The organism is Sphingomonas panacis, from assembly GCF_001717955.1.
In the GTDB taxonomy this organism is placed as follows: Bacteria; Pseudomonadota; Alphaproteobacteria; order Sphingomonadales; family Sphingomonadaceae; genus Sphingomonas; species Sphingomonas panacis.
On record NZ_CP014168.1, the window covers coordinates 149,130 to 166,639 of the forward strand.

Annotated in this window: 18 protein-coding genes; 9 read left to right on the plus strand and 9 right to left on the minus strand. The window is 65.4% G+C overall.

Annotated elements, in window-relative coordinates; translation table 11 throughout:
- The first annotated feature begins 31 nt into the window (after positions 1-31).
- Complete coding sequence (locus tag J0A91_RS00515; protein ID WP_069203272.1) at positions 32-1,504, plus strand: DUF1254 domain-containing protein; 1,473 nt, start codon at positions 32-34, stop codon at positions 1,502-1,504.
- Between the two features lie 14 nt (positions 1,505-1,518).
- On the opposite strand, the gene J0A91_RS00520 is transcribed toward J0A91_RS00515, so the two are convergent.
- From J0A91_RS00520 to J0A91_RS00555, 8 genes are all read right to left on the minus strand, one after another.
- Complete coding sequence (locus J0A91_RS00520; protein WP_069203273.1) at positions 1,519-2,517, minus strand: acyl-CoA dehydrogenase family protein; 999 nt, start codon at positions 2,515-2,517, stop codon at positions 1,519-1,521.
- A 2-nt stretch (positions 2,518-2,519) separates the two neighbouring features.
- The gene (locus tag J0A91_RS00525; protein ID WP_069203274.1) at positions 2,520-3,695 is read right to left on the minus strand and encodes an acetyl-CoA C-acetyltransferase; all 1,176 of its coding nucleotides are present in this window, start codon (positions 3,693-3,695) and stop codon (positions 2,520-2,522) included.
- Between the two features lie 20 nt (positions 3,696-3,715).
- Positions 3,716-4,894, minus strand: a complete 1,179-nt coding sequence (locus J0A91_RS00530; protein ID WP_069203275.1) for an acyl-CoA dehydrogenase family protein — start codon at positions 4,892-4,894, stop codon at positions 3,716-3,718.
- A gap of 4 nt (positions 4,895-4,898) precedes the next feature.
- A complete protein-coding gene (locus J0A91_RS00535) occupies positions 4,899-6,044 on the minus strand; it encodes a thiolase family protein (RefSeq protein WP_069203276.1) in 1,146 nt (381 codons plus the stop codon).
- Complete coding sequence (locus tag J0A91_RS00540; protein WP_069203277.1) at positions 6,041-6,463, minus strand: Zn-ribbon domain-containing OB-fold protein; 423 nt, start codon at positions 6,461-6,463, stop codon at positions 6,041-6,043. Before J0A91_RS00540 ends, J0A91_RS00535 begins: the two co-directional genes overlap by 4 nt.
- 67 nt (positions 6,464-6,530) lie before the next feature.
- On the minus strand, positions 6,531-7,301 hold the full coding sequence (locus J0A91_RS00545) for a helix-turn-helix transcriptional regulator (protein WP_150127044.1): 771 nt from the start codon (positions 7,299-7,301) through the stop codon (positions 6,531-6,533).
- A 30-nt stretch (positions 7,302-7,331) separates the two neighbouring features.
- Entirely contained in the window at positions 7,332-7,949 is a 618-nt protein-coding gene (locus tag J0A91_RS00550) for a TetR/AcrR family transcriptional regulator (RefSeq protein ID WP_069203279.1), read from the minus strand.
- A gap of 55 nt (positions 7,950-8,004) precedes the next feature.
- Positions 8,005-8,760, minus strand: a complete 756-nt coding sequence (locus J0A91_RS00555; RefSeq protein WP_069203280.1) for an SDR family NAD(P)-dependent oxidoreductase — start codon at positions 8,758-8,760, stop codon at positions 8,005-8,007.
- Between the two features lie 90 nt (positions 8,761-8,850).
- Between J0A91_RS00555 and J0A91_RS00560 the strand changes: the two genes are divergently transcribed.
- On the plus strand, positions 8,851-9,603 hold the full coding sequence (locus J0A91_RS00560) for an SDR family NAD(P)-dependent oxidoreductase (RefSeq protein ID WP_069203281.1): 753 nt from the start codon (positions 8,851-8,853) through the stop codon (positions 9,601-9,603).
- 12 nt (positions 9,604-9,615) lie between these two features.
- On the opposite strand, the gene J0A91_RS00565 is transcribed toward J0A91_RS00560, so the two are convergent.
- The gene (locus tag J0A91_RS00565) at positions 9,616-10,299 is read right to left on the minus strand and encodes a carboxymuconolactone decarboxylase family protein (RefSeq protein ID WP_069203282.1); all 684 of its coding nucleotides are present in this window, start codon (positions 10,297-10,299) and stop codon (positions 9,616-9,618) included.
- Positions 10,300-10,471: 172 nt separating this feature from the next.
- On the opposite strand from J0A91_RS00565, the gene J0A91_RS00570 reads away from it, so the two are divergent.
- The 7 genes from J0A91_RS00570 to J0A91_RS00600 all read left to right on the plus strand — a co-directional run bounded on the left by J0A91_RS00570 (position 10,472) and on the right by J0A91_RS00600 (position 17,441).
- Positions 10,472-11,359 (plus strand): SDR family NAD(P)-dependent oxidoreductase, encoded by an 888-nt coding sequence (locus J0A91_RS00570; protein ID WP_069203283.1) that lies wholly within the window; start codon positions 10,472-10,474, stop codon positions 11,357-11,359.
- Positions 11,356-12,108 (plus strand): SDR family NAD(P)-dependent oxidoreductase, encoded by a 753-nt coding sequence (locus J0A91_RS00575; protein WP_069203284.1) that lies wholly within the window; start codon positions 11,356-11,358, stop codon positions 12,106-12,108. The genes J0A91_RS00570 and J0A91_RS00575 overlap by 4 nt, the downstream gene beginning before the upstream one ends.
- On the plus strand, positions 12,105-13,265 hold the full coding sequence (locus J0A91_RS00580; protein ID WP_069203285.1) for an acyl-CoA dehydrogenase family protein: 1,161 nt from the start codon (positions 12,105-12,107) through the stop codon (positions 13,263-13,265). Before J0A91_RS00575 ends, J0A91_RS00580 begins: the two co-directional genes overlap by 4 nt.
- A 35-nt stretch (positions 13,266-13,300) precedes the next feature.
- Positions 13,301-14,740: a DUF1254 domain-containing protein gene (locus J0A91_RS00585; RefSeq protein WP_069206896.1), complete on the plus strand. Its 1,440-nt coding sequence runs from the start codon at positions 13,301-13,303 to the stop codon at positions 14,738-14,740.
- Between the two features lie 48 nt (positions 14,741-14,788).
- Positions 14,789-15,859: a phosphotransferase gene (locus J0A91_RS00590; RefSeq protein WP_069203286.1), complete on the plus strand. Its 1,071-nt coding sequence runs from the start codon at positions 14,789-14,791 to the stop codon at positions 15,857-15,859.
- Positions 15,856-16,644 (plus strand): enoyl-CoA hydratase/isomerase family protein, encoded by a 789-nt coding sequence (locus J0A91_RS00595; RefSeq protein WP_069203287.1) that lies wholly within the window; start codon positions 15,856-15,858, stop codon positions 16,642-16,644. Before J0A91_RS00590 ends, J0A91_RS00595 begins: the two co-directional genes overlap by 4 nt.
- A gap of 71 nt (positions 16,645-16,715) precedes the next feature.
- Positions 16,716-17,441: a DUF2889 domain-containing protein gene (locus tag J0A91_RS00600; protein ID WP_069203288.1), complete on the plus strand. Its 726-nt coding sequence runs from the start codon at positions 16,716-16,718 to the stop codon at positions 17,439-17,441.
- Positions 17,442-17,510: the final 69 nt, after the last annotated feature.

Sequence of the window (17,510 nt, forward strand, 5' to 3'; positions counted from 1 at the left end):
CTTCGCATTTCACCTGCGCTCGGGAGACTTCATGCCCATCGCCACTCGTTCGCTGCGCATGTGTGCGGCAGCCGCCATCGCCCTGTCCGCGCCCGTTGCGGCGGGACCGCTCGGCGATGCAGCCTCGACGCAGCGGCTCTTCCGGGGCCGGTCGAGCGATCCCTACACGCTGGCGGTGAGAGCCACGGTCTGGGGATATCCGTTGGTCCGTGCCGCGCAGTTGCGCCAGAAGGCGACCCAGCCGGATCATCCGTTCGCCCCGCGCGCGCAGACTGTCGCGACCGCGCCGCTGAACAGACTGGGGCGTGCGAGGCAGCTTGCCGACCCCGATACGCGCATCGGAGTCGCCCCGAACAACGACACGCTCTACGTTCTGGCGTTTCTGGATACAAACAACGGGCCGTTCCTGCTCGATACGCCGGACTTCGGGAACCGATATTACACGTTCCAGTTCGGCGAGGCCGACAGCGAGACTCGCCATTCCTACGGGCAAAGCACACACGGCGGGAAACTGCCGCCGATCTTCATCGTCGGCCCGGATTATCGCGGCGCCACGCCAGCCGGCGCGCTGACGGTACGGAGCGAACAACGCTATCTGATGATTGCGGGGCGGCTTCTGGTCTCCGGGGCGGATGATCTTCCTGTCGTCCATCGACTGGAAGACCGCATTTCGCTCAGCAAGTGGCTCGGGCCGGGCGTTCTCGGCCCGACCACGGTAACGCCGCAACGCATTCTTGCGGGCGCCGGAAGCCAGGTTCCAGATGGCCTCAAGCTTCTCGCCGACCTTGGTACGGTGATGCAGGACTGGAAGCCGGCGGCACAGGAGCAATCATTGTTTCGATCTTTCCGGGCGATCGGCATCACGCAGGAAGACGGGTTTCGCTTGGATCGGCTGAACCCGTCCCAGCGCGCCGCGATCGAGGCCGGGGTCGAAGACGGCCTGAAGATCATCGGCGCGAAAACCCGCAATCTGGGCGCGATGGCGAACGGCTGGTCGACGAGCTATTCCGGATCGACCTTCGGAAAAGATTATCTCCTCCGCGCGGCGGTGGCGATGGATCAGATCTACGTCGTGGACAAGGACGAGGCGCTCTATCCGGTCGCCCATCTGGACGGCAAGGGCGCGCCGCTGGACGGCCGGAACGCCTATACGATCTGCTTCAGCAAGCAGGCGCTTCCACCGGTCAACGCATTCTGGTCGATCACCCTGTATTACGCCAAGGGTTTTCTCGTGCCGAACCGCATGAAACGCTATTCGATCGGTGATCGCACACCCGGGATCACCTATGGAAAGGACGGCTCGCTCAAGCTCTACGTGCAGAGCGAAAGCCCCGGTGCCGGGAAGGAAGCAAACTGGCTGCCCGCTCCGAAAGCGGGCTTCATGCTCATGATGCGGCTCTATCGGCCCAAGCCGAGCGCGATGCGCGGTCAGTGGCATCCCCCCGCCGTAACGCCGCTGGGAAATCCCGCGGAGTCAAAAGACGAGGGCTGTTCCGCACGGTGATGTCATCCGTCGGGTCAGGCGGCGAGCGAGGCCCGCGCTGCGGCAGCGCCACCGTAGAGCCGCGATAGCAACAGCACGCGACGCAAGCCCCGGCCCGCCGCGAGTTCGTCGGTCACGCCCATGCCGCCGTGAAGCTGCACGACATCCTCCGCAAGCCGCAGCGCCGCATCGAAGACATACGCCTTGGCAGCGGTCACGGCTCGCGGCCGGACTTCGTCGGCAACCAGTGCGGCCTTGAGCAGCATCGAACGCGATTGCTCAAGCAGCGTGTAAAGACGCGCGCAACGATGTTGAATCGCTTGGAAACTGCCGATCGCCTTGCCGAACTGCTTGCGCTGCTGAACATAATCGATGGCGAGATCGAACAGAATGCCCATCGCACCGACCAACTCCGCGACGATCGCCAGTTCGGCCAGCGTGATCGCGCCGGTGAGATCAGCCTCGGATATGCCAAGCATAGCGGCAGAGGCACCGTCGAACCGCAGGTCGGCCGCCATGCTCCCATCGACCAGCCGCACAGGTGCGCGATGGACGCCGGAGCCATCCGCCTCGACGAGAGCCACATCTCCTGTTTGCGACACCACAACAAAAGCGGAGGCCGCCATGCCATCGCGAACGATCCCGACATCGCCGGAAAGACGTCCGTTTTCGATCGTGCCGCCGCGCGCGAAGCCGAGGACGACATCGCCCTGCGCGAGCGGCGCGCCCCACTGACCGGACGCATCGCTTCGCGCGATCACCTGTCCGCACAGCACCACGCTTTCCGCCAGCGGGGTGATCGCCAGGGCGCGGCCGAACTCTTCGGCGACGATCATCACCTCGGCGGCGCCGCCGTTCATGCCGCCGGCCTGCTCGGGAAGCAGCAAGGCGAACAGGCCGAGATCGCCCAGCGCGCGCCAATCCGCCGATGTCATCGGGCCCTTGGCCATGCTGGCGGCATCATAGCGATCCGCGAGGAAACGCCGCACCATGTCGCGGACCATCACCTGTTCGTCGGTCGGCGCGAAGTCCATCGCTAGAGCACCTCGATGATCGAGGCGTTGGCGATCCCGCCACCTTCGCACATCGTCTGGAGGCCATAGCGCGCGCCGCGTGCCTTCAGCGCATGGATCAGCGTCGCCATCAATTTGGTGCCGGTCGCGCCGAGCGGGTGGCCGAGCGCGATCGCACCGCCGTTCACGTTGAGCTTCGCCGGGTCGGCATCCAGCGCCTTGGCCCATGCCATCGGAATCGAGGCGAAGGCTTCGTTGACCTCGAACAGATCGATATCGCCCATCGACAGTCCTGCCCGCTCGAGCACGCGCCGGGTCGCGGGGATCGGCTCTTCGAGCATGATGACCGGATCGCCTGCGGTGACGGCCAGATTGACGATGCGCGCGATCGGCGTGAGACCGTGCGCTTTTACCGCCGCTTCGGACGCGACCAGTACGCCGCTCGCGCCATCGCAGATCTGGCTGGCGGTCGCGGCGCTGAGGGTGCCGTTCTCTGACAGCAATTTGACCGAACCGATCGACTCGATCGAGGCATCGGCGCGGATACCTTCATCGCGATCGTGCAGGATCGTCCGGCCGTCGGGCAGCACGACGGAGAGCGGCACGATCTCCGCGCCGAACGCGCCGGCCTCGGTCGCCGCGGCAGCCTTCTTATGGCTTTGCAGCGCGAAATGATCATGGTCCTCGCGGGTGAAGCCGTATTTGTCGGCGATCATCTGCGCGCCGATGAACTGGTTGAAACCCTCGACCCCGTAGCGTTTCTGGATCGATGCCGCGAACGGGTTGGCGCCGATCCCGCCCGTCTTGGCAAGCGCGATCGGTGAACCCATCGGCACCCGGGTCATACTCTCCACGCCACCGGCGATCACGATGTCCTGCATGCCCGACATCACCGCCTGCGCCGCAAAGTGCAGCGCCTGCTGTGACGATCCGCATTGGCGGTCGATCGTCACCGCCGGTACGCTGTCGGGCAGCTTCGACGCCAGCACGACATTGCGCCCGAGCGCGAATGTCTGCTCACCGATCTGGCTCACGCAGCCGATGATGACGTCATCGATCGCCGCCGGGTCCAGCCCTATGTCGGCGATGAGGGCATCGAGCACGGCGGCGCCGAGATCGGCCGGGTGCCAGGCGGCGAGACGGCCATTGCGACGGCCGCCAGCGGTGCGACGCGCGGAGACGATATAGGCTTCAGGCATGGATTACGTCCTTTTGTCTGTCACAGGCCGAGCGCGGCCTTGGCGATGATGGAAAGCTGGATTTCGCTGGTGCCGCCGAAGATCGACCAGGCGCGCGCGTTGAGATAGCGGGCGGCCGCGACCTGCGCTTCGGCGGAGCGGATCGGTGGAGGCGCATCGTTGCCGTAGAACGGGCGATCGAGCGGAAGCTGAAGACCGGCGAGGCCGAAGGCATCGACGGCCAGCGCCTCGATGCCCTGCCGAATTTCGGACGCGATCAGCTTGGTCGTAAGGCTGCGCGAGTCGGGGGAGGCGCCACCCTCGATCTCGATCAACGTCCTGAGTTCGGTGATTTCCAGTGCCTCGGCCTCCAGACGCAGCCGCAACGCGCGATCCGCCAACTCGCCGGCAAGCGGCCCCGCCGCCTCACGCAGCCGCCGGATGTCGGCGAGCAACTGGGGCGCGAAGGAAGACCCCCCGCGTTCGTTCTCGAGAAGGAACTTGGCGATCGACCAGCCCTGCCCTTCCTCGCCGACCCGCTCCGCGACCGGGACGCGCACGTCGTCGAGAAAGACCTCGTTCAGTTCGTGGTCTCCCGACGCGCTGAGGATCGGCTTCACGGTCACCCCGGGCATGGCCATGTCGATCAGCAGGAAGCTGATGCCCTGCTGCGGCTTGACGTCGGCATCGGTGCGTACAAGCGCAAACAGCCGGTTCGCGAACTGCGCCTGCGTGGTCCAGATCTTGTGACCCGACACGACATACGCATCCCCGTCCCGCACGGCGCGGGTGCGCAGGCTGGCAAGGTCGGAACCCGAACCGGGTTCGGAAAATCCCTGCGCCCACACATGCTCGGCGCTGCGCAGACGGGGCAGATAGTGCGCCCGCTGCGTGTCGGTGCCGAAGGTATAGAGGACAGGCCCGACCAGCTTGAGCCCCATACCGGGCAGGACTGGCACTCCAGCCTCCGCGCATTCCTTCTCGAAAATCCAGCGCTGGATCGGCGTCCAGCCCGGTCCGCCGGCGTGGACCGGCCAGTGATAGACCAGCCAGCCCCTGGCGTCGAGAATCGCCTGCCATTCGCGCGCGATATCCGGCTCGGCGAAGACGCTGGAGGTCAGCGCCGCGCCGCGGCGCAGTTCAGGGGTCAGCGCGTGGGCGAGGAAAGCGCGAACCTCGTCGCGGAACGCCGTCTCGGCGGCGGTGAAGGTCAAATCCATGCCGTCACCGTTCCACGATCGCAACCGCCGACACGCCGGGCGCGCCGTACACATGGCTGTAGCCAAGCCTCGGATTGCCGGGCACCTGTCGCCGGCCGGCCCGCCCGGTAAGCTGGACATAATTCTCGTAAATCTGGCGCAGTCCCGACGCCCCGATCGGCTCGCCGCAGGCAAGACATCCCCCGTCGGTGTTGACCGGTAACGCCCCGTCGATCCGGGTCCGTCCCTCGGCGATCCAGGCAGCCTGTTCGCCATCGGCGCAGAATCCGTTTTCGGCCATATGCATGATCTCGGCACCGGCCTCGGTGTCCTGAAGCTGGGCGATGTCGATGTCCTCTGGACCAACGCCTGCCATTTCGTAGGCGGCCTGCGCGGCGATCGTGGTCGGCGAGCCGCCGCGTTCGAGATCGAGCGCGGGCGAAAAGACTTCGAACGAACCGGGCGGCCGCGTCCGCACCGCCGCCGCGCGCAGCCGCACGCTGGGAAGGCCCAATTCCCTTGCCCGTTTTCCGCTCGCGAGGACGAGCGCCACCGCACCTTCGGCGGGGGAGCAGAACATGAACTTGGTCAGCGGATCGCTGACCATCTGCGATGACAGAATCGTCTCGATATCGACCGCCTCGCGGCGCCAGGCATGATCGGCCAGCACACCGTTCGCAAACGCCTTTTCCGCCACCGCGCCGAGGGTGCGGAGCGGAATTCCATATGTCGCCATGTAGCGCTGAATCTTCATCGCGAAGAACTGAGTGGTGAGCATGAGGCCGGTCTCGCCATACCAATCGGGCAAGCCCCAATCGGCCGGCAGCGGCGAGAACGAACCGCGCGGATGCTTGTCGAAGCCGACCGCGATGCCGAGATCGAATTCACCGGACTTGATCGTGCTATACGCCCCGAACATCGCCGAGCCGCCAGTTGCGCACCCATTGGCGACGTTGACGAACGGCAAGCCGGTGAGCCCCAGTTCGGACACCATCGTATCCGCGTTCCCCGCCGAATCGGATCCGCCGAAGGCGAAGCGGATATCGGGCCAGGCGAGGCCGGTGTGCGCCAACGCCTGGCGCACCGCATGGACACCCTGCTCAAGCCCAGTAAGGCCCGGCGTGCGTCCGAAGCGATGAATCCCGGCACCCACGATGAAGACATCACTCATCGCCCGGCTCCCACGGCTGGCGCAAAGGCGAAGCTGGTGCGGACCTCGCCGCTCGCCAATGTGAACGGCAGCGGCACGAGCCGCATCGGCATGTCGATCCGCAACGCATCGAACGCGACATCGACCAGCCGCGATTCGACGATCAATGCGCCGTCGAGTTGCACATAGCCGACCGCATAGGGTTCGAAAGCGTCCGGCCCGGCATAAGGCGGCGATTTCGGCCGGAAGCGCTGGACCGTCCAGGACCAGAGCCGCCCCTCGTGTGGCAAGGTGATGGTTTCGTAGCGGTCATCGGCGGCGGGCTTCGCCGGGAATATCGCGCGACCGCTCACGCGGTCGCGCGATGCGACCAGCCGATACGCGCCATCGACCTCAACCAGCAGATTGTCCGCGATAACGGGGGCGAGCATGTCGGGCATCGTGTCTCTCCTGCCCGCCCTTCTAATGCCCGACCGGGCGGGCGGCTTCTGACCAATGCGACAGCGGCTACCGAATCATCCCCAAAAAGCCGAGTTGCGCTGCCTTGAAGAGCGTCTGATCCCGATTGACCGCATCCAGCTTGAGCGACGCGGCCCGGATATGGAAACGCACCGTCGTCCGTTGCAATCCGAGGATCAGTCCGATCTCGTCGTTGGTCTTGCCGGCCGCCGCCCAGCGCAGACATTCGACCTCGCGCTTGGTGAGGGAGACGCCCGCCACGTCCTGCCGAACGTGCGCCGTGACCTTGACATAGCTCTGGATGAAAGCCCGGGCGAGCACCGCGAGCGCGTCCGCGACGACGTCATATGCCCCGGAAAGATCCTCTTCGAGCGGATCGGGCGACAGGAAACTGGCCGCGCCGATCTGCCCGAACGGCAGATGGATCGGCACCACCAACGCCGACGATGTCATCGCCCGCGCACGAAAGTCGGAGAGGTCGATGGCATCGAGCAGGGGATTGGCGACCCTGGTGCGAAAACCACGCGCGTCGCACCAGAACGGCTCCGCCTCGACCCGACAGGCATGGACGAGCGGTGAGGACAGCGCGAGCTGCGGCGCGTCCCACCAACGCCCTTCTCCCTCCCGAAACCCGAACACCTCGCTGGCAAGAACCGCACCCTCGCCGTCCCGCATCGGCTCGCGGACCGCGATGTTGTGGGATACCGCGGTCCGCAATCCGCACAGATGCGCGACCTGGTCCCGAAGCGCCTCCGCCGCGCGCCGGATGCCCGCCAGCTCGGTGAAACGCACCGCCGCTACGTCCCCGGAGGAAGGCATGTGCCGAAGGTTGCCAGGCACGGACATGGCCTATGGTTTCGCCAGACTAAGTCCTTCGAAAAACGGGCGACAGAGCGCGTCCGCGACATCCTCCGGCGATTGTTTCTTCGCCAGCGGCGGATACCATTTATAGGCCCAGTTGCACATGCCGAGGAACCCGAAGGTCGTCAGGTCGGGATCGCAATCGCGGAACTGCCCGTTCCGGATGCCGGTCGAAACAATGCTTCGGACCTGTTCGAAATACGCCTTGCGCTGCGCCCGGATCTGATTGCGCATCGTGCCTTCCAGATCCTCATAATGATCCATAAAGGCACGAACATAGCCGGGATGTTCCGCGATCTGCCGCAAGATGTTGATGCACGCCGCGCGCAACATCCCCAGCGGATCGTCTGAAAGCTCCTCATCCGCCAGTCCGTCGAGCAACGCGGTCATATGCGCGTCGTGGATCGCATAGAGGATGGCGTGCTTGCTCGGGAAGTAATGATACAGCGTAGGCTTGCCGAGACCGACCTCGTCGGCCAGCATCTGCATCGATGCCTTGTGATAGCCGACCTTATCGAACAAGATGGCACAATGCCTGAGGATCTCGTTGCGCTTTTCATCATGCGCTTCGGTCGTCTGTCGTTTCTTTGTCTCGTGTCGCGCCATGCCGGCCCCAGATCCTCATTCCATCGGACAGCCGCCGGGCCGCCGATCTTGCACCTTATTGCACCAGAGCTCCACCGTCCACGGCAAGCGCCGTGCCCGTGATGTAGGACGATTCATCGCTGGCTAGGAAGAGCACCGCCGCGACCACCTCTCCGATCTCGGCGAGACGGCCGATCGGCACGCGCGATAGCCGAACCGCCAAAGCCGCCGCATCGGTGTACGCGGCTCGCGCCAGTGCGCTGTCGATCGGTCCGGGATGCACCGAATTGCAGCGCACACCCTCGCGCGCATGTTGCGCCGCCGTGATCCGCGTCAGCATCGCCAGCGCCGCTTTGCTACACGCATAGGCCGGGTCCATGATCCCGGACTGGCCAAGCCCGGCAACCGAAGACACGTTGACGATCGTGCCGCCGCCCTGCGCGCGAAAGAGCGGCAGAAACGCGCGCGTGCCGAGGAACGGCCCCTTGGCGTTGATCGCCATGCTTGTGTCCCAGTCTTCCGGGGTGCGCTCCTCGATCCGGGTAAGGCTCGATGCGATCGCCGCGTTGTTGACGAGGATATCGATCCCGCCCCGGCGGTGGCGGACTTCCGCAACCACCCGGTCCCAGCCCGCCGGGTCCGCCACATCGAGGCCGATCTCCCAGGCGTCGCCACCAGCCGCGACAATCGCATCGGCCACGTCCAGTCCGGTGCGCTCGTCGATGTCCGCCACGACCACGCTCGCGCCCGCGCCTGCGAAAGCCGTCGCGATCGCGGCACCGAGTCCCCTCGCTCCACCTGTGATCAGGGCGCGCTTGTTCGCGAGACGCATGACCTCTCCAATTGGTAACTCGACCGTCCGGTCGGTAGCGTATAGCGTTGGTCCCAATGGTGCTGGAGCGCAAGCCCGAGGGAGAGGAAAATGGAACTGAACGGTAAGGTTACCCTGGTTACGGGCGCAAGTTCTGGGCTGGGTCGGCATTTCGCGACCGTGTTGGCGGCGCAGGGTGCGATCGTCGTCGTCGCTGCACGGCGAGAGTCCGCGCTCGCGGCGTTGGCCAAAGAAATCGCCGAAGCCGGCGGACACTGCATTCCGATCGGTATGGACGTGACCGATCCCGCCTCGGTCGCGGCGGCGTTCGCGCGTATCGGACAGGCGGTGCCGGCGCCCTTGTCGATCGTCGTCAACAACGCCGGCGTGGCGCACACACGCCGGGCGATCGATATGTCGCCCGAAGATTGGCAGGATGTGCTCGCCCCGAATCTCACCGGCGCGTTTCTCGTTGCCCAACATGGCGCACGCGCGATGCGCGGCGGCGGTGGTTCGATCGTCAACGTCGCCTCGATCCTCGGCGAACGCGTCTCCAAGGGGCTGGCCGCTTATGCCGCGAGCAAGGCGGGGCTGATCCAGCTTACCAAGGCGCTGGCGCTCGAATGGGCGCCGCTCGGCATCCGCGTCAACGCGCTCGCGCCGGGATATATCGAAACCGACCTCAACCGGGACTTCTTCGCATCAGACGCCGGCAAGCGCTTGATCGCTCGCATCCCGCAACGCCGGCTCGGCCAGATGGGCGATCTCGATGCGCCGCTTCTGCTGCTCTGCTCGGACCAGTCGCGCTACATGACCGGCTCGGTAATCGCGGTGGACGGCGGGCATCTCGTCAGCGAACTTTGAGCGCGGCGTACATCAGGCGTCCATCGCCGTGGCGCCGATCACCCAGGCAGAAAGACCGGCGGTCGGCACCGCGCAGATCACCGCCTCTGCGACGGCTTCCTCGCTGGCGCCAGCCGTGCGTGCGCCTTTGATATGCACCGAAGCCCAGGTGCTGTAGTCGGCGACGAGCACGGTCACGAGCAGCAGTTCCGCGTGGACCGGTCCGAGCGCGGTCCCGGAGAGCGTACCTTCGCGCATCAGGTAATACGCATCAGCCCCAAGCGGCTTGACCTCGAACAGCTTGCCGAGCGAAGGGGGCATGGTTCCGAAATACCGGAGGAAATTGGCCTCCGCCGCGCCGGGTTCGACGACGAGATCCTCGTCGGACGCTTCGATGTCGACGGCGTCGGGATAGACATCGCAGAAGATGCCGTGGAAACGCAGTGCCGCACCCTCGCCGCGGACGCTCGCCAAGATCGCGACGGCCGCGCCCGCCTCATCCTCGGTCAGCCCCGCATCGCGCGCCGCCTGCAATTCGCGAAGCGACATTTCCTCATAGCCCTTCACCGTCGCAGCGCAGGCGACGAACAGGCGCTTGATCCGCGCCGGCACCGCGCCGTCCGAATCGATGATGAGACGCCAGCGACGGAATCCGGCGATCGTCTTGGGCGCATTGCGCCGCAGGCGACCCAGCGCGATGAGAGGATTGGTTGGCATAACGGCTCCTGCATGATCCAGACCGTCCGGTCGGCCGAGCCTTGCTATGCCGCTCTTTTCCGGCGGTCAACGGCGCGATCACGATTGACGCCCGACCGGACGGTCGGCTAAAGGGGTGGCGAACGGCGAGTCCCCGAACCGGACCGCATGGTAGGACAGGAGCGATGCCGGCATGAAAGATTTCTCCGGTAAAACCGCAGTCATCACCGGCGCGGGAAGCGGCATCGGCGCAGCGCTGGCGGATCAGGCCGCAGCGCTGGGCATGAACCTCGTCCTCGCCGACATCAACCGCGCGGATCTGGAAGCAATCGCCGGCCGGATCTCCGCGAGCGCGATCCTTCTCCAACAGACCGACGTCGCCGATCCCGACGCGGTGCAGGCGCTGGCGGATGCTGCCTGGGATCGTTTCGGCGGGGTCGATCTGCTGTGCAACAATGCCGGGGTCGTTCCCGGCGGCCGGCATCGCTTCGTGTGGGATTACGCGCCGGAAGACTGGCGCTGGGCGTTCGGCGTCAACGTCGATGGCGTCGTCAACGGCATCCGCAGCTTCGTACCCCGGATGCTCGCCGAGGGGCGGAGTGGACATATCCTCAACACCGCCTCGGTTGCCGGTTTCGTGAGCGGATCGGGGTCCGCAGTGTATGGCGCGTCGAAACACGCCGTGGTCCGCATCACCGAGGCGCTGTATGCTGGCCTGCGCGACGAAGGCGCGCCGATCGGCGTGACGATGCTCTGCCCCGGCCTCGTCGCCACCCGCATCTATGATGCCGAGCGCTCGCGGCCCGCGCATCTCCAGACTGCGGCGGGCCGGGCGGAGGAAGCGCAGGAGCTGCGCTCGATCGCGGACAATCTGTACCGCAACGCGCCCTCCCCCGAAGCTGTCGCGGCGCAGGCGTTCGAGGGCATCCGGCAGGATCGCCTGTACGTGTTCACATCGGAGCGCTTCGATGACCCGATCCGGGCGCGAACCGAGGCGATCCTGTCCCGCGCCAATCCGACTTTCGAAAGCCTGCTCTCGCTGAGCAAGGATGACGCCGGCCTGTCCGGACAGGCGGCGTGAGCCGCTTCGCCGATCGTATCGCGCTGGTTACGGGCGCCGCCTCGGGCATCGGCCTCGCCACCGCACGGGGGCTCGCCGATGGGGGTGCCACAGTTTTTCTGGCCGACCGTGACGTCGAGGCGCTGAAGGCGGCGCGCGAAAGCCTGGCTGGTGCGCCACACGAAGCGATCCCCCTCGATGTGACCGACGAGCAAGGGTGGGTCGCGCTAGCCGAACGCATTCGGGCGCGCTTCGGCAAGCTCGACATCCTCGTCAACAATGCCGGTTTCGGCAAGTTCGCCGCGATCACCGATACCACGCTGGACCAATGGCGCTCGATCATCGCGGTCAATCTCGACAGTGTGTTCCTGGGCACCAAGCACATGATGCCGCTACTGGCTGCCTCCGGATGCGGGGCGATCGTCAACATGTCGTCGATCCGCGGCATCGTCGCGGGCGCGAACACCGGCTCCTACAGCGCCGCGAAAGGTGGAGTGCGAATGTTCACCAAGGTCACGGCGCTGGAATGCGCGGCGGCAGGCAATGGCGTGCGTGCCAACTCGGTCCATCCGGGCCACATCGCGACGCCGCTCACCGCGCCGGCCTATGCCGACCCGGAAATCGCGAAGGCGTTGCTGGCGGACGTTCCGCTTGGGCGGATCGGACAGGCGGACGAGGTAGCCGATGCGATCCTTTTCCTGGCCAGCGACGAATCGCGCTACATGACCGGCGCCGAACTCGTGATCGACGGAGGAACTACCGCACAATGACCGAGCGCGCAGAGACGATTGCGGCGAAGGTGGAAACCTTCGTGCGCGACATCGTGATCCCTTACGAGAAGGACGGCCGCCGCGACCATCACGGTCCGGCGGACGCACTGGTTCGCGAACTGCGGGAAAAGGCCCGCGCCGCCGGCGTGCTGACGCCGCACGTCCTCCCGGACGGGTCACACCTGACGCAGCGCGAAACCGCGATCGTGCTGCGGAGGTCGGGCCTGTCACCCTTGGGGCCGCTCGCGTGCAACACCGCCGCGCCCGATGAGGGCAATATGTATCTGCTCGGCAAGGTCGCCAGCGCGGAGCAAAGGGCGCGTTTCCTGGACCCGCTGATCGCGGGCGTCGCGCGCTCCGCGTTTTTCATGACCGAACCCGCCGAGGACGGCGGTGCGGGCTCCGATCCCTCAATGATGCAGACAACGTGCCGGCGCGACGGCGATCATTGGGTCATCAACGGCCGCAAGAAATTCATCACCGGGGCGGAAGGCGGCAGCGTCGGCATCGTCATGGCGAAATCCGACGACGGCGCCTGCATGTTCCTCGTCGACCTTCCAGACCCAGCGATCCGCACCACACGCGTGATCGACACGATCGACAGTTCGATGCCAGGCGGCCACGCCGAGATCGACATCGTCGATTTGCGCGTTCCCGCGCACCAGATGCTCGGCGCGAGCGGCGAGGGCTTCAAATACGCCCAGATCCGGCTCAGTCCGGCCCGTCTGTCGCACTGCATGCGCTGGCTCGGGCTGGCGATCCGTGCGCACGAAATCGCCGCCGACTATGCCAATCGGCGCCACGCCTTCGGCAAGCCCTTGGTCGATCACGAAGGGGTCGGCTTCATGCTCGCCGACAATCTCATCGATCTCCAACAGTCCGAATTGATGATCGACTGGTGCGCCAGCGTGCTCGATACCGGCTCCCTAGGCACGACGGAAAGCTCGATGACGAAGGTGGCGGTGTCGGACGCGTTGTTCCGGGTGGCCGACCGGTGCGTTCAGGTGATGGGCGGCACCGGCGTCTCGGGCGATACGATCGTCGAGCAGGCGTTCCGCGAAATCCGGGCGTTCCGCATCTATGACGGCCCGACCGAGGTTCACAAATGGAGCCTGGCCAAGAAGATCAAGCGTGACTGGATTGCTGCGCAGGCATGAGCAAGCCCGCGCCACCCAAAGAGAGCCAAGCCGATATGGCGAAAAGCGCCTGCGCCCGATCGATCCGGTGCCTCCTCATCGCGCCCGCTGCACTCGTTGCGGCGGTTTCCTTTCCAGCCTCGGCGAACACGTTCGCCGCGCCCGAAGCGCCGCGCTCAACCGCCGGTTTCGGCGCCGATCTGCTGCCGAAGGACGAGAAGAGCCGCGCCGCTCTGCTCAAGTCCACTGCGTTCGACGCGACGATCTACGGTATGTCGGCCTATCTGCAATATGAGCAGATGTACCGTCAGGTGTTCGACACGTCCGCCCCGAACTTCACGGGCTTCAACCGCTTCGCGCATGAGCGCGCGCTCGCTGGGCCTGATTATGCAACGTTCAAGGTACCCAATTCCGACACGCTTTACTCGACCGCATGGATCGATTTGAGCAAGGGGCCGGTCGAAATCGACGTCCCGCCGACCAGCCTGAAATACTTCACCCTCAACATCTTCGATATTTTCGGAAACCCGAGCAACCTGAGTAACCGGACGATCGGGCTGAACGGCGGGCGCTTCCTGCTGGTGCCTCCCGGCTGGCACGGCTCGCCCCCGCCCGGCACGACGGTCTACCGCGCCGCCACCGTCCAGCTCTGGATTCTGATGCGCGCCTTCGCTCAGTCCGACAAGGAGGTGGCCTACGCCCGCCGCTTCCAGGACGACGTGAAGATCATCCCGCCCGCCATTCCGACGCAGGAGGCCGGCGTAGGCATGACGCCGCCCGCTCCCGCGCCGGGAGCGGCGGGGTTCTTGCGGGTTCTCGACTACATCCTGCGGGTCAACGGGTGCCAGCCCGGCGAGGAAGCGCTGGTGTCGCGCTTCCGCGTGCTCGGCGTAGTGGGCGATCGCCCATTCGGCGCGGCGGCCCTCGACGCGCCGTCGCTCGCGGCGATCGACGGCGGCTATACCGATGCAGTCGCCCTGATCGCGGCCTCGAAATCGCAGCTCGGCGTGTCCACCGGCACCGGTTGGATGAAAGTGAACAAGGGCGAATATGGCTTCAACTATATCCGCCGGTCCGTCACCAACACCGCCGGGCTCGGAGCGAACGTCCGGGAAGAAAACGCATCCTACACAACCTTTGCGGATGGAAACGGAAAGCCCCTGGACGGCGCGGCGTCGCGTTACACGCTGCGCCTGCGGACCCCGCCGCCAGTCAACGCCTTCTGGTCGGTCACGCTGTACGACGCCAAATCCTTCACCCTCTATCCCAACCCCCTCCGCCGCTATCTGGTGAGCGACCGAACACCGGGTTTGAAGGTCGGCGCCGACGGAGCGATCGATATCCGTCTCCAGCATCTGCCAAGCGATGGCGGCAATTGGCTGCCCGCGCCGGCGGGACCGTTCTTCGTGGTCATTCGCGCCTATAGCCCCAAGCCGGAGATGCTGGACGGGCGGTGGCTTCCCCCCGCCATCCAGGCGGGCGCACCCGCCAGATAGCGGATCGCCAGCGCGGTACGCCATTTTGCCGATCGAGAGGTATCGACCGTGAGTGTTTCAGCCAATTTCAACAGCGGTACGATTGCGGTTCGTGAGGGCTATGGACTCGATGCGCGCGCGCTTGAATCGTGGATGCGCGAGACGGTCGATGGCTTCGCCGGCCCGCTCTCGATCGAGCAGTTCCAAGGCGGTCAGTCGAACCCCACATACAGGCTGGTGACACCAGGCGCGTGCTACGTGCTCCGCAAGCAACCGCCCGGCCAATTGCTCAAGGGTGCCCATGCGGTCGATCGCGAAGCACGCGTTCTCACCGGTCTCGCAAAAGCGGGCTTCCCGGTCGCGCATGTCCGTGGCGTCTGCAACGATCCGGCGGTACTCGGCACCATCTTCTACGTGATGGACATGGTGGAGGGCCGCATCTTCTGGGACGCGACCATTCCCGGCGTGCCGAACGCGGAGCGCGCCGCCCTGTTCGACGCGATGAACGAGACGATCGCCCAGCTTCATAGTGTCGATTACGATGCCGTCGGGCTCGGCGATTATGGTCGCCCGGGGAATTACTTCGAACGGCAGATCGGACGCTGGTCTAAGCAGTATCTGGAGGATGAGGAGGCAGGCCGTGATCCGAACATGGACAGGCTGGTCGAATGGTTGCCCGCCAATATTCCGCCAGGCGACGAGACCAGCATCGTTCACGGCGATTTCCGCATCGACAACATGATCTTCCATCCTACCGAGCCCCGCGTGCTGGCGGTGCTCGACTGGGAATTGTCCACGCTGGGACATCCCGGCGCGGATTTCGCATACCATGCGATGATGTATCGCATGCCTCCGCATATCGTAGCCGGGCTCGGCGGTGCCGACACGATGGCACTCGGGCTGCCGAGCGAGCAGGAGTATCTCGCCACCTATTGTCGCCGGCGCGGAATGGGCACGATGCCAGGCTATGGCTTCTACATGGCGTTCAACTTTTTCCGTCTCGCCGCCATCTTCCACGGCATCAAAGGCCGCGTGCTGCGCGGCACCGCGGCATCCGCCCAGGCGCGCGAACGCGTCGCCGTCCTGCCCGAACTCATGCAACTCGCCTGGCGACAGGTCGAGCGGATCGATACGCCATGACCAACACCCCCATCGGCTTTCGCGTCGAAGACGGCGTAGCGTGGCTCACGCTGGACCGGCCGGAGAATCGCAACGCGCTCGGGCCGGAACTTGCCGAAGCACTGCATGCGATGGCGGATCGCTGCGCCGACGATCCAACGGTGCGTTGCGTCGTTCTGACCGGGAGCGGCCGCTTTTTCTGTGTTGGCGGCGACATCGCGGTGTTCGCTCAGACGGGCGGGGATATCGAGGCAACCGTTCTAAAGCTCGCGCGCAGCTTCCATGCCGGCATCCTGCGACTGGCAACGATGGCGAAACCCCTCGTCGTCGCCGTCAATGGCCCCGCCGCCGGCGCCGGCTTCAGCCTGGCCTTGCTCGGCGACATCGTCATCGCGGCGGATACGGCGCATTTCACGGCGGCCTATACCGCAATCGGCCTGACGCCGGATGGCGGTCTGTCGTGGTGGCTGCCGCGTTTGGTGGGGTTCAGGCAGGCCCAGGATATCCTGCTTACCAATCGGCGGATAGACGCGGGCGAGGCCGTGCATATCGGCCTGATAACGCGCGTCGTCCCGGAGGGGGAACTGGAAGCGGCGGCGCGCGAGACGGCGCTCGCCCTCGCCGCCGGGCCATCGGCGGCGCTTGCGCGATGTCGCGGGTTGTTGCTGAGCGCAATCACCACGCCATTGGACGCACAGCTCGACGCCGAAGCGGCGTCGATCGCTGCGGCCAGCGCCGGCGCGGAAGGTCGTGAAGGTGTCGCCGCCTTCCTCGCGAAGCGGCCGCCGGTCTTCCCGAGCGAATAACCGCGCCGATGCGCCCCGCCAACTTATGCTATCCGCCAAATCCCGCTTATGGTTCGGGCGCTTGCCGGCGAATGGTGCAGATCACCTGCGGCGATGGTGTCGTCGATGCGCATCTGTCCGACACGTTTCATGAAATGCGCTGCCGCGTCCGCCACAACGGCGAAGTGGTAACGGCGATCGAGGGAGAAACCATCCGCATCCCAACCACGGCATGCCCTGCTGCAATCACGGTTCTGCAAGATCTCGTCGGAACGCGTTTGGACCTGCCTGGACGAGCCTTCTACAGCGGTGGGCGTGCGCGCCGTCATTGCACGCATCTGTTCGATCTCGCGGTACTTGCCATCCAACACGGCAAGCAAGCTGAAGGCTCCTGCCGCTACGACGCGATCGTTCCGGACGAAACCGATTCGCCCGTCGCGATCACCGTCCACCGCAATGACATCGAGATACATCGCTGGCTCATCCAAGATGCTACCATTTTGCACCCGCCGGCTCTTCGGGGAAATACGCTCGACAGGGGATTCGCTGCATGGGCGACTTTGCATTTCGCTGACGGTGCGCTGGAAGCCGCAACCGTTCTCGCCCGAACCTGGCTGATCGCGCTCGGGCGGCGCTATCTGATCGAGCAGGCTGCCGGACAACCTATAACCCAGAACGCGCAAATGGCTGGACGGTGCTTCGCTTACGCCGCCGAGAACGCGCAAGCGGCAACGTTCACGTCCGGAAGCATCGCTATTCAGCCAACGCTTGAAGGTCGAGAGGTCACTTACAGGCGCGGTAGGATCAGAACGGCTTGAGCGAGCCAGAAGATAACGGTGGCTGCACGGGCGAGACGGTAGAGAAGAAGCGGTTCGGCGTCAGTTGAA

Excerpts from the sequence above, each read along its gene's own strand:
- J0A91_RS00520 (WP_069203273.1), bottom strand. The coding sequence starts at position 2,517 with ATGGACTTCGCGCCGACCGACGAACAGGTGATGGTCCGCGACATGGTG.
- J0A91_RS00585 (WP_069206896.1), top strand. The coding sequence starts at position 13,301 with ATGGCGAAAAGCGCCTGCGCCCGATCGATCCGGTGCCTCCTCATCGCG.
- J0A91_RS00555 (WP_069203280.1), bottom strand. The coding sequence starts at position 8,760 with ATGCGTCTCGCGAACAAGCGCGCCCTGATCACAGGTGGAGCGAGGGGA.
- J0A91_RS00535 (WP_069203276.1), bottom strand. The coding sequence starts at position 6,044 with ATGAGTGATGTCTTCATCGTGGGTGCCGGGATTCATCGCTTCGGACGC.
- J0A91_RS00530 (WP_069203275.1), bottom strand. The coding sequence starts at position 4,894 with ATGGATTTGACCTTCACCGCCGCCGAGACGGCGTTCCGCGACGAGGTT.
- J0A91_RS00545 (WP_150127044.1), bottom strand. The coding sequence starts at position 7,301 with ATGCCTTCCTCCGGGGACGTAGCGGCGGTGCGTTTCACCGAGCTGGCG.
- J0A91_RS00525 (WP_069203274.1), bottom strand. The coding sequence starts at position 3,695 with ATGCCTGAAGCCTATATCGTCTCCGCGCGTCGCACCGCTGGCGGCCGT.
- J0A91_RS00560 (WP_069203281.1), top strand. The coding sequence starts at position 8,851 with ATGGAACTGAACGGTAAGGTTACCCTGGTTACGGGCGCAAGTTCTGGG.
- J0A91_RS00600 (WP_069203288.1), top strand. The coding sequence starts at position 16,716 with ATGGTGCAGATCACCTGCGGCGATGGTGTCGTCGATGCGCATCTGTCC.
- J0A91_RS00595 (WP_069203287.1), top strand. The coding sequence starts at position 15,856 with ATGACCAACACCCCCATCGGCTTTCGCGTCGAAGACGGCGTAGCGTGG.
- J0A91_RS00570 (WP_069203283.1), top strand. The coding sequence starts at position 10,472 with ATGAAAGATTTCTCCGGTAAAACCGCAGTCATCACCGGCGCGGGAAGC.
- J0A91_RS00540 (WP_069203277.1), bottom strand. The coding sequence starts at position 6,463 with ATGCCCGACATGCTCGCCCCCGTTATCGCGGACAATCTGCTGGTTGAG.
- J0A91_RS00580 (WP_069203285.1), top strand. The coding sequence starts at position 12,105 with ATGACCGAGCGCGCAGAGACGATTGCGGCGAAGGTGGAAACCTTCGTG.
- J0A91_RS00515 (WP_069203272.1), top strand. The coding sequence starts at position 32 with ATGCCCATCGCCACTCGTTCGCTGCGCATGTGTGCGGCAGCCGCCATC.
- J0A91_RS00550 (WP_069203279.1), bottom strand. The coding sequence starts at position 7,949 with ATGGCGCGACACGAGACAAAGAAACGACAGACGACCGAAGCGCATGAT.
- J0A91_RS00565 (WP_069203282.1), bottom strand. The coding sequence starts at position 10,299 with ATGCCAACCAATCCTCTCATCGCGCTGGGTCGCCTGCGGCGCAATGCG.